This is a genomic window from Klebsiella sp. EMBS2024 (assembly GCF_036233805.1).
Taxonomy (GTDB): domain Bacteria; phylum Pseudomonadota; class Gammaproteobacteria; order Enterobacterales; family Enterobacteriaceae; genus Klebsiella; species Klebsiella pneumoniae.
In genome coordinates this window covers 2,783,895-2,797,835 of the sequence record NZ_JAZARW010000001.1, presented here as the reverse complement: position 1 = coordinate 2,797,835, position 13,941 = coordinate 2,783,895, and the positions used below count along the sequence as shown (strand labels likewise).

Sequence of the window (13,941 nt, the reverse complement as noted above, 5' to 3'; positions counted from 1 at the left end):
CTAAAGGCTTGTTGTATGAACCGGTGAGTTGCGGTAAATTCCACAACGCTTAACAATTTCACTATTTTGACTCGGGGTGCCCTTCTTCGTTGAAGGCTGAGAAATACCCGTACCACCTGATCTGGATAATGCCAGCGTAGGGAAGTCAGAGACCGCAGGGTCATTGCTTCTACCTCGTCTGGCGGGAGCAAACTATGCCTGAGCTGTTGAATCCCGCGCCTGTCGCGCACCTGCGCCATCTGCTGCGCGCCCATTCCCCCCTTGTGCACTGCATGACCAATGACGTGGTGCAGACCTTTACCGCCAATGTTCTGCTGGCCGTCGGCGCCTCGCCGGCGATGGTGATCGATCCCAGCGAAGCGGCGCAGTTTGCCGCTATCGCCGATGCGCTGTTAATTAACGTCGGTACCCTGACCGAAGATCGCGCCGTGGCGATGCGTGCTGCGGTGGAGCACGCCCGTCAGGCCGGCAAGCCCTGGACGCTGGATCCGGTGGCGGTCGGCGCCCTGACCGTGCGCACGGCCTTTTGTCACGAGCTGCTGGCCCTCCAGCCGGCGGCCATTCGCGGCAATGCCTCTGAAATTCTGGCGCTGGCCGGGATGAGCGCCGGCGGGCGCGGGGTGGATACCACCGATACGGCCGCCGCGGCGCTGCCGGCGGCCCAGGCGCTGGCTCGTCGGCTGGCCACCGTAGTGGCGGTCACTGGCGAGGTGGACTACGTCACCGACGGCGAGCGGGTGCTCAGCGTGGCGGGGGGCAATCCGCTGATGACCCGGGTGGTGGGCACCGGCTGCGCGCTGTCGGCGGTGGTGGCGGCGAGCGCGGCGCTGCCGGGAGACCGGCTGGAAAACGTGGCCGCCGCCTGCGGGCTGATGAAGCAGGCCGGGGAGATCGCCGCCCGTCAGGGAGGCCCAGGCAGCTTTATTCCGGCGTTTCTCGACGCGCTGTATCAGGAGGTGCAGGGATGAAACGCATCAACGCCCTGACCATCGCCGGCACCGATCCCAGCGGCGGGGCCGGTATCCAGGCCGATCTGAAAACCTTCTCCGCGCTGGGGGCCTATGGCTGCTCGGCGATCACCGCCCTGGTGGCGCAGAATACCCGCGGCGTACAGTCGGTCTATCGCATCGAACCGGATTTTGTGGCCGCGCAGCTCGACTCGGTGTTCAGCGATGTGCGTATCGATACCACCAAAATCGGCATGCTGGCGGAGACCGATATTGTGGAAGCCGTGGCCGAGCGGCTGGCGCGCTACCGGGTGGCCAACGTGGTGCTGGATACCGTCATGCTGGCGAAAAGCGGCGATCCGCTGCTGTCGGCTTCGGCGGTGGAGACCCTGCGTCAACGATTGTTGCCGCAGGTGTCATTGATCACCCCGAACCTGCCGGAAGCGGCCGCGCTACTCGATGCCCCCCATGCGCGTAACGAACGGGAAATGCTGGAGCAGGGGCGGGCGCTGCTGGCGCTGGGCTGCGGCGCGGTATTGATGAAGGGCGGCCATCTCGACGATGCCGAAAGCCCGGACTGGCTCTTCACCCGAGAAGGGGAACAGCGGTTCACCGCGCCGCGAGTGCAGACCAAAAATACCCACGGCACCGGCTGTACGCTCTCCGCCGCGCTGGCGGCGCTGCGCCCGCGTCACGCGGACTGGGCGGCCACCGTTATCGAGGCGAAGGCCTGGCTGTCGGCGGCTCTGGCGCAGGCCGACTCTCTGGAGGTGGGCCACGGTATCGGGCCGGTGCACCATTTCCACGCCTGGTGGTAAATGGCAGCGCAACGGGACAGCAGAATCTCCTGAAAAAATGGCCCCCCGGCTGGAAAATAGGCTAAGTCGGTACCAGGCTTAACCTGCCCAAAAAAATTGGGTTGGGATAATGCATGCCGGCTTCGGCCGGCCTTACGGGAGATTGCTATGACTGATATTACGCAGTTGCTGGGCAAAGATGCCGAGAGCCTGTTGCAGCACCGTTGTATAACCATTCCGTCCGACCAGCTGTATCTGCCTGGCGCAGATTATGTTGATCGGGTGATGGTGGATAACAACCGACCACCGGCGGTGCTACGCAATATGCAGACCCTGTACAATACCGGACGCCTGGGGGGAACCGGCTACCTTTCCATTCTGCCGGTTGACCAGGGCGTGGAGCACTCGGCGGGCGCCTCCTTTGCCGCCAACCCGCTGTACTTTGATCCGAAAAATATCGTCGAGCTGGCGATCGAAGCCGGCTGTAACTGCGTGGCGTCGACCTACGGCGTGCTGGCCTCGGTGTCGCGCCGCTACGCGCATCGCATCCCTTTCCTGGTGAAGCTCAACCATAACGAAACGCTGAGCTATCCCACCGAATACGACCAGACCCTCTACGCCAGCGTTGAGCAGGCGTTCAATATGGGGGCGGTGGCCGTGGGAGCGACGATCTATTTCGGCTCGGAACAATCGCGTCGTCAGATAGAAGAGATTTCCGCCGCCTTTGAGCGGGCCCATGAGCTGGGCCTGGTCACCGTGCTGTGGGCCTATCTGCGCAATTCGGCGTTCAAGAAAGACGGCGTCGACTATCATGTTTCCGCTGACCTGACCGGTCAGGCCAACCACCTGGCGGCCACCATCGGCGCCGATATCGTTAAGCAAAAGATGGCGGAGAATAACGGCGGCTACAAAGCGGTTAACTTCGGCTATACCGACGATCGGGTATACAGCAAACTGACCAGCGATAACCCCATCGATCTGGTGCGCTACCAGCTGGCCAACTGCTATATGGGCCGCGCCGGGCTGATCAACTCCGGCGGCGCGGCGGGCGGGGAGACCGACCTTGCCGACGCGGTGCGCACGGCGGTGATCAATAAACGCGCCGGCGGCATGGGGCTGATCCTGGGCCGCAAAGCGTTTAAGAAATCGATGGCCGACGGTGTGAAGCTGATCAATGCCGTGCAGGATGTTTATCTGGATGGCAAAGTGACTATCGCATAAGGCAAAAATCCGGGCGGCACCGCCCGGATTGCTCGTTGTTTGTACCAGATGCGGTTTATTAAGACTCTGCCGCGTTGGCGGTAAACGGTTTCGCATGCTGATCGCTGGTAAAGCCAGGCTGTTCAACGCGGATTAACGGGCACAGGAAGAAGGCCAGAATATATAAGGCGGTATAGGCTATTACCACGCCGATAGTGCTGAAATAGGGCAGCAGTACCACGGCAATCGCCGGCGCCAGAAAGTTCGACAGCCCGGCTGACAGGTTATAGACCGAAATCGCCGCGCCTTTATGGTTCGGCTCCAGCGCCGGGAACACCGCCGCCATCGGCACAAACGCGGCGACAAAAATCCCCAGGGCAATAGCCGGTACCAGCGCCATGGCAAAATTATGGCCGAAGTGCTGGGGCAGGTAATAGAACGCCAGGCTGGAAAGCGCCATCCCGATGCAGCCGAACCAGCGGATAACCTTCATCCAGCCCATTTTCTCCGCCACAATCCCCCAGAAAACGTTCGAAAAGATCGTGGTGAAGAAGAATGCCGCCCATACCTGCAGCCATTCCGAGGTGGTAAATCCCAGCTCATCAACAAACATCATCGGCATGATCACCGCAAAACCAAACAGCGACAGGGTGTTGATAATGCGCACAATGCTCGAGAACAGAATGCTGCGGTTGGTATAGAGCAGCGTCGCGGCGCGCCCCAGTTCGGCGAATTTTTCACGAGTGGTCAGGTTCTGCATATGGCGCGGCGTTTCGGTATGACGCATCGACACCAGCGCAATAATGCCGCCGGTGGCGCTGAAGAGCAGCGCCAGCCACAGGGTGCCCATTTCGCCAATGTGGGGAATGGTAAAACTCGGAATATAGCTGCCGAACACGCCGATACCCACCGAGTAGACCGCCCAGAACCAGCCCAGCGCGGAGCTGGAACTGTCGCTGCGGACGTTGTGGATAATGGCGACGATAAAGGAGTAGAGGAACAGCGGGTAGGCCAGGCCGCGGATGCCATAAAACAGCAGGATCAGCGCATAGTTGGCGCGACCGAGGCCGAAGACGAGGAACAGTACGTGGAATACACACCACAGCACGAAGCCAATCAGCATAGCTTTACGTGGGGTAATGATTTCCGCCACCACGCCGGAGACCCACGCCGACAGGGCGGCAGCCAGACCGTAGAGAGTAAAGGCAAAGGAAGCCTGCGCCGGGGTGAATCCGAGTGCTTTGATGTAGTGCGACAGAAAAGCCAGCTCAAAGCCGTCGCCGGTCATAAACACGGCGATGGCGACATATCCCCAGATGAGGTTGAGCGGTAGACCGTACCACTGTTTGTTATTAACGGACATGTTGACCTCGATTTCAGAGTGCAGATGAGTGTCTCCGCTGCACAGCAGCGGAGCATTATTGTTATAAAATAAGGAGGTATGTTATTCGCGAATCAGCCTGCCGGCCTGTTGTAGCGCCTTATAGGCCGCATACCTGCGCTGATGAAGCGGGCTAAACGCCGTCTCGCTGTGATAGGTGGCATCCACCTGAGTAAACTGCTTCATGGCCTCCGGCAGCGAAGCCGCGACTCTGCCCGCCACCGCGCCGAGGATGGCGGAACCTAACAGCACCGGCTCGCGGCTGGCGGTGCTCACGATGCTAACGCCGCAGGCGTCGGCCAACAGCTGACGCACCAGCGGATGCTGCCCGGCTCCGCCGCTGATGACGATATTTTCACTCTCAATTCCGCAGGCGCGCTGGGCGTCAATGATCTGTCGCAGACCATAGCCAATCCCGCATAGCCCGGCAACGTACAGCGCGGTCAGGTTATCCAGGTCCCGCTCCATCCCCAGCCCGGCAATCAGCGCTTTCGCGTGGGGATCGGCAAGCGGCGCGCGATTACCGAGAAACTCCGGAACGACGTGCAGACCGGCGGCCAGCGTTACCGCCTCAGAAGGGGAAGCAACTTGCGTCAGAACGCGATCCGCCAGCCAGACCGGTAGAGGGACGCCTGCGGCTTTCGCTTGCTCGCGCGCTTGCGCCGCCGCCGGATGGAAGCTCAGCAGCTGGTCGATAGCCGCGCCGGCGGCGCTTTGCCCGCCTTCACTTAGCCAGTAGCCCGGCACCATCGCCGAATAGTAAGGGCCCCAGACGCCCGGGACGAATACCGCTTCCTGAGTGGTGGTCATGGTGCAGGAAGAAGTGCCGAAGACATAGGCCATATTGTTGACCGCGCCGTTAAGCACGCCGACGGTACCGATGCCGCCCGCGTGGGCGTCAATCATCCCCACCGCCACCGGCGTACCGATCGGCAGGCCCATCTCCTCTGCCGCCGTGGCGCAAAGGCCCTCGCCGCAGGGGGTGCCTGGATCGACAATCCGCTGGCCGATGCGGACAAAATCTTCATCCGCCAGCTCTGCGAGGCCAATCTGGCGGAAGTAACCGGCATCCCAGCGTTGTTCATGCGCCAGGTAGGTCCATTTACAGGTCACCGTGCAGACCGAGCGGGCTTCATCGCCGGTTGAGCGCCAGGTGAGGTAATCGGCGAGGTCGAAGAAGTGGCGCGCCTGCTGATAGATGTGCGGGCGATTCTCTTTCAGCCACAAAATTTTCGGCGTTTGCATCTCCGGCGAGATTTTGCCGCCAACGTACCGCAGTACTGGGTGGCCCGTGGCATTGATCTTTTCCGCCTGCCCGGTGGCGCGATGATCCATCCAGACAATAATGTTGCGGTCCGCATCGCCCGAAGGCCCGACCGCCAGCGGCGCATCGTTATCGCCAATCACCACCAGCGAGCAGGTGGCATCGAAGCCGATCCCGGCTATCGACGACGGCGAAACGCCGGCGTTGGCCACCGCCGTTTTAATGCAGTAGCACACCGCCTGCCAGATCTCACGGCTCGACTGCTCGACCTTGTTTCCGGCGCTGCGAAACAGGGTTATTTCCCGGGTCGCGTGGGCGAGGAGCTCGCCCCGCAGATTGAATACCCCGGCGCGCACGCTGCCCGAACCGACATCCACGCCAATAATGTTTTGCGTATCGTTTTGCATCACATCCTCTCACAGGTTGGCCAGGGTCAGAGATCCACGCTGTTCGGCAGGATCACAATGTCGCGCACGGTGACGTTTTTCGAACGCGTCACCATAAACAGCACCGACTCCGCCACTTCAATCGGCTGCATCAGGCTGCCGTTGGCCAGCGCTTCGTCCATTTTGGCTTTTGGCCAGTCGTCCAGCAGAGCGGTAACCACCGGGCCCGGCAGTACGGCGCCGACGCGCACGCCATACTGCGCCACCTGGCGACGAGTGGTGTGCACAAATGCCTGCACCGCGAATTTCGACGCGGTATAGACAGGCTCCCAGATCACCGGCACCACGCCCGCGATCGAGCTGGTGAAGATAATATCCCCGGATTTTTGCGCGATCAGATGCGGCAGGACGCTGCGCACGCAGCGGAAGGCGGCGTTGATATTAAGGTGCAGCACGCGGTCCCAGACGTCCGGGTCGCCCTCGGCCACCGGCCCGCCGATATAGGCGCCGGCGTTGGCGTGGAAGATATCGAGACGCCCGGTAAGCTGCAAAATGCCCTGCAGTAGGTTATCGACCTGGTCCGCCTGCATCAGGTCGACCTGCAGGGCGAAGGCGTTTTCGCCAAGTTCGGCGAGCAGTTTGTTGAGCTTTTCGCCTTCGCGGTCGATCAGTACCACTTTTGCGCCAGCTCCCAGCAGGGTCCTCGCGCACTCGAGGCCGATACCGGACGCCGCGCCGGTGATCGCGGCGACTTTACCGCTGAGGGAAGTATTCATAGAGGAGACAGAGTGCTTCATTTTATAATCCTTTGCCGTGTCTGGTTAAAACTATCGAACGCGAGGGCATCACGTTCGAGGTGATAGACTAAACCTGGTAACATATTGAATATCAGCATCTTAATTCAGGCTTGCTGGCATGTTGAGGCGGTATGCGCGCGTACTTCCTGGCGTGAAAAGGATGCTCAATCGATGAAGCTATGTTGCTCTCGCTTCATCGATTGAGCAAGTGGGGAAATTAACAGCGACATGATTTTGTGACGCAAGTTGGAAAAATGAAGAAGATAACGATTTACGACCTGGCGGAACTTTCCGGCGTTTCGGCGAGCGCGGTGAGCGCTATCCTCAACGGTAACTGGAAAAAGCGCCGCATCAGCGCCAAGCTTGCGGAAAAGGTGACGCGGATTGCCGAGGAGCAGGGCTATGCGATTAACCGTCAGGCCAGCATGCTGCGCAGTAAAAAATCACACGTCATCGGTATGATTATCCCCAAATATGATAACCGCTACTTCGGTTCCATCGCCGAACGCTTTGAGGAGATGGCCCGCGAGCGCGGCCTGCTGCCGATTATCACCTGTACGCGCCGGCGTCCGGAACTGGAGATCGAAGCGGTAAAGGCGATGCTCTCCTGGCAGGTTGACTGGGTGGTCGCGACCGGGGCGACCAATCCGGATAAAATTTCCGCGCTATGCCAGCAGGCGGGCGTGCCAACGGTCAATCTCGACCTGCCGGGCTCTCTCTCGCCGTCGGTGATTTCGGATAACTACGGCGGCGCGAAAGCGCTGACTCATAAGATCCTGGCTAATAGCGCCCGCCGCCGCGGAGAGCTGGCGCCGCTGACCTTTATCGGCGGGCGCAGCAGCGACCATAACACCAGCGAGCGTTTACGCGGCTTCCACGATGCGCATCGCGAGCTGGGGCTTAGCGTGCCGCAGGAGAATATTCTGGCTCCCGGCTATTCGAAAGGCCACGTTGAGGCCTGTCTGCAGGAGCGGTTTAGCAGCGCGAAGACGCTGTTGCAGGGGATATTTGTTAACTCGACGATATCCCTGGAAGGGGTTGTGCGCTGGCTGTCGCAGGTGGGTCTGACCGGCAGCGAGCAGCCACCGATGGGCTGCTTCGACTGGGATCCGTTTGTCTATCTGCTGGGGCACGATATCGACATGGTGCAGCAGGACGTGCCGGCGATGCTGGACGCTGTTTTTTCGATTATTGACGCCGGCGAAGCCAGCCAGCAGCGGATTGAAATTCCCCCGCGACTGATGAGCAGCAGCTGAGTCGCTGTCTGGCTGTTCGACGTTACCGCGTCAGCAGCCAGCGGGCGGTATGCTCATCGGTCACCAGGCCATTAATCCAGCCGCCTTTAAGGGCGGCCAGGATCGCCGGTCGTTTATGTTCTCCACAGGCAGCGGCAATCCGCGGGCAGTGGCTCTGGCGGATATCATAGCTGGTGATCATGCGGTTGATCTCGCTGTCTACCACGTCGCCTTGCGCATCAATAAACCGCCCGAGGATCTCCCCAATGCCGCCGCGGGCGGTTAGCTCATCCATCTGCGCCTGATTGATAAAGCCATCTTTAAAGATCGGACTTTGCGTGCCCAGCGGACCAATGCCGACAAAAATCACGTCCGCCTCGCGGGCGACGCCGGAGACGCTGCGGAATAAGCGATTGGTGCACCACATTTCATACTCATCCGCGCTTTGGGCGTAGCGCGGCGCCGGCCACTGATAGTACTTGGCCTTAATTTTGCGGGTCAGCAGCAGGGGCACGTCATCGTAATAATTGCACTGCCCGTTGGCGTTCATGGCGCTGATCAACGCCACGCAGCGGGTATTCAGGCTGTCAAAATCGATGCGCTGCAGCGCTTTTTTCAGGGTCAGGCCCGAGCCCAGACCGATGATTTTCTCTTTATCATCCTGCAGATAGCGAGCCATCAGCTGATAGCAGCCAAATGACACACTGTCGAGGGTGCTTTCTTCGCTAAAGGCGGGGACCACATTGCACTCGATCAAGCGGTATTTTTCCTGCAGCAACTGCGCATAATCGAGGCAGTTCGCTACCGGATGGTGCAGATTAATCGACACAATCCCTTCTTCTTTCGCGGCGGCGATCAGCCGTTGCACCACCGGTCTGGAGGTGCCCAGCTGGCTGGCAATCTCGCTCTGATTCTGGCCGGCGATGTAGTACATCCATGCGGCACGCACCTTCTGATCCAACCGGATATCGTCTTCTTTACTCATGGTTTCCCGCCCTAAGTTGCTGGCCAGGGCACGCAATTGGCCCGGCGAATACCCGCATTCTCGCCGTGGTTGGCATAACTGGCAAGCTTTTGCTCTTTTCTGGTCATTTGTAATTTAATTGGGTAATTGCTCTTTTGTGATCTATGGCTCTTATTTGGGTCAAATGATCAATTACAGTGGCGCCATCAACTCAAGGAGAGCAGAACATGAACAATCAATTCACATGGCTTCATATCGGTCTGGGTTCTTTTCATCGCGCGCATCAGGCGTGGTATCTGCATCGTCTGATTGCTTCCGGGGATAATCGCTGGCGCATCGCGGCGGGGAATATTCGCAACGACGCCGAGCAGGTGGTCCAGGCGCTGGCGGCGCAGGGAGGACGTTACGTCCTCGAGACCGTCAGCCCGGAAGGGGAGCGCGAATATGAAGAGATCACCTCAATCCAGAAACTGCTGCCGTGGCAGGCCGGGCTACAGCCGCTGATTAACGAAGGGGCAAACCCGCAGACCAAAGTTATCGCCTTTACCGTGACGGAAGGGGGGTACTACCTGAACACTCGCCATCGGCTGGAAACCAGCAACCCCGATCTGCAGGCCGACCTGCAAGGCGAGTGCAAAACCATTTACGGCACCCTCGCGCGGATCCTGGAAAAGCGCATGGCCGACAACGCCGGGCCGCTGACCCTGCTCAACTGCGATAACGTGCGTCATAACGGCGAGCGTTTCCACGACGGTATGGTCGAGTTCCTGCAGCTCACCGGCAGACAGGCGGTGATTGACTGGATGGCGGCCAATACCACCTGTCCGAACACCATGGTGGACCGCATCACCCCGCGTCCGGCGGCCGATCTGCCGGCCCGCATCAAAGCGCAAACCGGAATTGATGACAAAGCGCCGGTGATGGGGGAGACCTTTATCCAGTGGGTAGTGGAGAACAACTTCCGCGATGCCCGCCCGAATCTGGAGGCGGTCGGCGTGGAGATGGTGGAGTCGGTCATCCCGTATGAAGAGGCGAAAATTCGCATTCTGAACGCGTCGCACAGCTGCATTGCCTGGGCGGGAACCTTAATCGGCCAGCAGTATATTCATGAAAGCACGCTGACCGATGTTATCTACGCCATTGCCGACCGCTACGTTACGGAGGACGTTATTCCGTGTCTCGGCGATAACGGCATTGATCTGCCGACCTACCGGGATGTGGTGCTTAAGCGCTTTACCAACCCCTATATCCAGGACACCAACCAGCGCGTCGCCGCCGACGGTTTCTCGAAAATTCCGGCGATGATCGCGCCAACCTTGCAGGAGTGCTACCAGCGCGGCGTCCGCCCGGAAGCGACCGCCATGCTGCCGGCGCTGTTCTTCGTCTTTATGGAGCAGTGGCACAAGGGAACTCTGCCATATCAGTACCAGGACGGCATCCTGGATGCGCAGGCGGTGCATGAGATGTTCGAGGCTCAGGATCCGGTGGCTGTCTACGCCCGTGATAAAGCCCTGTTTGGTGATCTCGCCAACAACGCGGATTTCCTGGCGCTGATGCGCGAGAAAGTCGCCGCCGTTTACACGCTGATTAATTAAGAGGTGGCTATGTATCTGGGTATCGATCTCGGCACATCGGAAGTCAAAGCGCTGGTCATTGATGAGAACCATGAGGTTATCGCCAGCCATAGCGCGCCGCTGAGTATTCAGCGGCCTCATCCGCACTGGTCAGAACAAGCGCCGGAGCTATGGTGGGAGGCGACGGAGTACCTGATGGCCACGCTACGGGAAAAATGCGCGCAGCATTGGCCGGCCATTAAGGCGATTGGCCTCTCCGGGCAGATGCACGGCGCGGTGTTGCTGGATGCAGAGGGGGAGACGATCCGTCCGGCCATTCTGTGGAACGACACCCGCTGCGCCGCAGAGTGCGCCGAGCTGGAGGCGATGGCGCCGGAGCTGCATCAGGTGGCGGGCAACCTGGCGATGCCGGGCTTTACCGCGCCGAAGCTGTTGTGGGTGCGCCGTCATGAGCCGGAACACTTTCAGCGCACCGCCACGGTGCTGTTGCCCAAGGATTATCTGCGCTACCGGATGACCGGGAAGAAAGTCTCCGATATGTCGGACGCCGCCGGGACGCTGTGGCTGGACGTGGCGAAGCGCGACTGGTCCGACGCTCTGCTGGACAAGTGCGGCTTGTCGCGTAGCCAAATGCCGAAGCTGGTCGAAGGCTGCGAGGTTTCCGCCACCCTTGACCCGCAGGTGGCTGCGCGCTGGGGGCTGAACGCCTCGGTAATGGTGGCCGGGGGCGGGGGGGATAACGCGGTCAGCGCCATTGGCGTCGGCGCGGTCTCGCCGGGAGATGCGTTTATTTCGCTCGGCACCTCCGGGGTGCTGTTTGTGGTGACCGATGCCTATCGTCCGGCGCCGCAGTCGGCGGTACATGCGTTTTGTCACGTGCTGCCGAACCTGTGGCACCAGATGAGCGTCATGCTGAGCGCCGCCAGCTGTTTGCAGTGGTTCTGCCGCCTGACCGGCACCACGGAGGTGGCGCTGCTGGCGGAGATTGCCGAGCTAAGCGAGGAGGATAAAGCCAACGCGCCGTTCTTCCTGCCCTATCTCTCCGGGGAACGAACCCCGCATAACGATCCTGACGCCCGCGGCATCTTCTGGGGCATGACCCACGCCAGCCTGCGCGCGCAGCTCGGCTACGCGGTGCTGGAGGGGGTGAGCTTTGGGATCAACGACGGCCTGCAGGCATTGAAAGAGAGCGGGACGCCGATCGCGCAGTGCTCGCTGGTGGGCGGGGGCGCCCGCAGCCCGTTCTGGGCCCAGCTGCTGGCCGATATTCTCGCTATGCCGGTGGTGACCCACAAAGGCGGAGAGACCGGAGGCGCGCTGGGCGCGGCGCGGCTGGCCTGCCTGGCGGCGGGCAAACCCATTGCCGCGGTGTGTGAAAAACCGGAAGTCTGGCAGACCTGGCGTGCGGATCCCATTCGCCACCACACCCTGATGCAACGCTACGCGCAGTTTAAGGCCCTGTATTTAAACGATCTGCACTATCGACAGCACTGATTTTCATCATAACCGCCGCTTCGTTGCACGTCGCGGAGCGGCCACCCTGTACCCTGAAAACGAGGTCATTATGTCTATCAATAATAAACAGTGGCTCGGTTTACCCCTGAACCTGCTCTGGGGATACATCGCCATTGCCGTATTTATGACCGGCGACGGTTTTGAATTAGCCTTTCTGTCGCACTATATCAAAGCGCTCGGCTTCTCTCCGGCGGAGGCCTCCTTTGCCTTTACCCTCTACGGCCTGGCCGCTGCGCTGTCGGCGTGGATTTCCGGGGTGGTGGCGGAAATTATCACCCCGCTGAAAACGATGATGATTGGCTTCGTGCTGTGGTGCGTATTCCACGTGCTGTTCCTCGTTTTCGGCCTCGGTCACGCCAACTATGCGCTGATCCTGCTTTTCTACGGCATCCGCGGCTTCGCCTATCCGCTGTTCCTCTACTCGTTTATCGTGGCGATTGTCCATAACGTCAAAAGCGACAACGCCAGCTCGGCCATCGGCTGGTTCTGGGCGGTGTATTCCATCGGCATCGGGGTCTTCGGCAGCTATATTCCGAGCTTTACCATTCCGCACATTGGCGAAATGGGCACCCTGTGGCTGGCGCTGGCCTTCTGCCTTACCGGGGGCGTGATTGCCCTGGTTTCCCTGCGCCATATTCAAACGCCGCAGCATATGCAGAATCTCACCACCCGTGAGAAGTTTTCCGAGCTGGGACGCGCCGCGACGCTGCTCTATACCAACCGCAATATTCTGCTGTCGAGCATGGTGAGGATTATCAATACCCTCTCGCTGTTCGGCTTTGCGGTGATTATGCCGATGATGTTTGTCGATGAGCTGGGCTTCAGCACTTCAGAATGGCTCCAGGTATGGGCAGTCTTCTTCTTCACCACCATTTTCTCTAACGTGCTGTGGGGGATCCTCGGGGAAAAACTGGGCTGGATGAAGGTGGTGCGCTGGTTCGGCTGCATCGGGATGGCGCTCTCCAGCCTGGCGTTTTACTACATTCCTCAGCACTTTGGCCATAGCTTTGCGATGGCGCTGATCCCCGCCATCGCCCTCGGGATCTTTGTCGCCGCCTTCGTGCCGCTGGCGGCCGTGTTCCCGGCGCTGGAGCCGAAGCATAAAGGCGCGGCCATTTCGGTCTATAACCTGTCGGCGGGGATGTCGAACTTTCTCGCGCCGGCGATTGCCGTGGTGCTGCTGCCGTTCTTCAGCACCATCGGGGTGGTGATCGCCTATACCGCATTGTACGTGGTGGCCTTTTTCCTCTGCGCCTTTATCCGCGTGGAGCAGCCGGGGTTCTCCCACAAGGAAGCAACCGCCCGCGAGCAGGTTGAATTCTCTTAGGTGATGCGGCTGGCATNCGNNNNATGCCAGCCTTAATGAGGTGAACGAATGAGTATGCAGGCGGTTATTTTTGACATGGATGGCGTGATTATTGATTCCGAGGCGCTGTGGCGCCAGGCGCAGATTGACGCCCTCGCGCAGTGGGGCGCAACGGCGAGCGTGGATGAGTGTGAAACCCTCACCAAAGGCAAACGCCTCGACGACATTGCCGGCACCTGGTGCCGCTATTTTCAGCTTGATCTCGCTCCGCAGCGGCTTGAAGACGCCATCCTGCAGCGCATCACCCGCCTGATTGCCGCGAAAGGCGAACCGATGCGCGGGGTGCAGGAGGCGTTACGCTATTTTCGCGAAGCGGGTTATAAGATTGCGCTCGCCACGTCATCATCTCGTCAGGTTATTGCCGCTGTGCTGAACAAGCTTTCGCTCTGGCACTTTTTTGACGCGATCTCCAGCGCGGATGATGAACCACGCGGCAAACCGCACCCGGCGGTGTACCTCACGACGCTGCGGAAGCTCAATCTCAACGCCAGCCAGTGTCTGGTGATTGAGGATAG

General features: G+C 60.0%; 12 protein-coding genes and 1 riboswitch. Of the genes, 8 read left to right on the top strand and 4 right to left on the bottom strand.

Annotated elements, in window-relative coordinates:
• The first annotated feature begins 62 nt into the window (after positions 1–62).
• Positions 63–160, top strand: a riboswitch (TPP riboswitch).
• Between the two features lie 34 nt (positions 161–194).
• From thiM to fbaB, 3 genes are all read left to right on the top strand, one after another.
• On the top strand, positions 195–968 hold the full coding sequence (gene thiM, locus VZP09_RS12885) for a hydroxyethylthiazole kinase (RefSeq protein ID WP_032415249.1): 774 nt from the start codon (positions 195–197) through the stop codon (positions 966–968).
• Positions 965–1,765: a bifunctional hydroxymethylpyrimidine kinase/phosphomethylpyrimidine kinase gene (gene thiD, locus VZP09_RS12880; protein ID WP_002912707.1), complete on the top strand. Its 801-nt coding sequence runs from the start codon at positions 965–967 to the stop codon at positions 1,763–1,765. The genes thiM and thiD overlap by 4 nt, the downstream gene beginning before the upstream one ends.
• 147 nt (positions 1,766–1,912) lie before the next feature.
• On the top strand, positions 1,913–2,965 hold the full coding sequence (gene fbaB, locus VZP09_RS12875) for a class I fructose-bisphosphate aldolase (RefSeq protein ID WP_002912704.1): 1,053 nt from the start codon (positions 1,913–1,915) through the stop codon (positions 2,963–2,965).
• Positions 2,966–3,023: 58 nt separating this feature from the next.
• On the opposite strand, the gene VZP09_RS12870 is transcribed toward fbaB, so the two are convergent.
• The 3 genes from VZP09_RS12870 to VZP09_RS12860 form a co-directional block, all read right to left on the bottom strand.
• Entirely contained in the window at positions 3,024–4,307 is a 1,284-nt protein-coding gene (locus tag VZP09_RS12870; RefSeq protein ID WP_328795193.1) for an RbtT/DalT/CsbX family MFS transporter, read from the bottom strand.
• Between the two features lie 81 nt (positions 4,308–4,388).
• A complete protein-coding gene (locus tag VZP09_RS12865; RefSeq protein WP_048332205.1) occupies positions 4,389–5,996 on the bottom strand; it encodes an FGGY-family carbohydrate kinase in 1,608 nt (535 codons plus the stop codon).
• 26 nt (positions 5,997–6,022) lie between these two features.
• Positions 6,023–6,772: an SDR family oxidoreductase gene (locus VZP09_RS12860; protein WP_328795192.1), complete on the bottom strand. Its 750-nt coding sequence runs from the start codon at positions 6,770–6,772 to the stop codon at positions 6,023–6,025.
• Between the two features lie 254 nt (positions 6,773–7,026).
• Between VZP09_RS12860 and VZP09_RS12855 the strand changes: the two genes are divergently transcribed.
• Positions 7,027–8,028 (top strand): LacI family DNA-binding transcriptional regulator, encoded by a 1,002-nt coding sequence (locus VZP09_RS12855; protein WP_029884347.1) that lies wholly within the window; start codon positions 7,027–7,029, stop codon positions 8,026–8,028.
• 22 nt (positions 8,029–8,050) lie between these two features.
• Here VZP09_RS12855 and VZP09_RS12850 read toward each other — a convergent pair whose 3' ends face one another.
• A complete protein-coding gene (locus VZP09_RS12850) occupies positions 8,051–8,992 on the bottom strand; it encodes a sugar-binding transcriptional regulator (protein ID WP_032415247.1) in 942 nt (313 codons plus the stop codon).
• Positions 8,993–9,198: 206 nt separating this feature from the next.
• Here VZP09_RS12850 and dalD point away from each other — a divergent pair, with 206 nt between their 5' ends.
• The 4 genes from dalD to VZP09_RS12830 form a co-directional block, all read left to right on the top strand.
• A complete protein-coding gene (dalD, locus tag VZP09_RS12845) occupies positions 9,199–10,566 on the top strand; it encodes a D-arabinitol 4-dehydrogenase (protein ID WP_032104264.1) in 1,368 nt (455 codons plus the stop codon).
• A gap of 9 nt (positions 10,567–10,575) precedes the next feature.
• Complete coding sequence (gene xylB / locus VZP09_RS12840) at positions 10,576–12,039, top strand: xylulokinase (RefSeq protein WP_032415246.1); 1,464 nt, start codon at positions 10,576–10,578, stop codon at positions 12,037–12,039.
• 70 nt (positions 12,040–12,109) lie between these two features.
• A complete protein-coding gene (gene dalT / locus VZP09_RS12835; protein WP_002912654.1) occupies positions 12,110–13,387 on the top strand; it encodes a D-arabinitol transporter in 1,278 nt (425 codons plus the stop codon).
• A gap of 48 nt (positions 13,388–13,435) precedes the next feature.
• Positions 13,436–13,941: HAD family hydrolase (locus VZP09_RS12830; RefSeq protein ID WP_328795191.1), on the top strand; the 506-nt coding region annotated here is incomplete at its 3' end.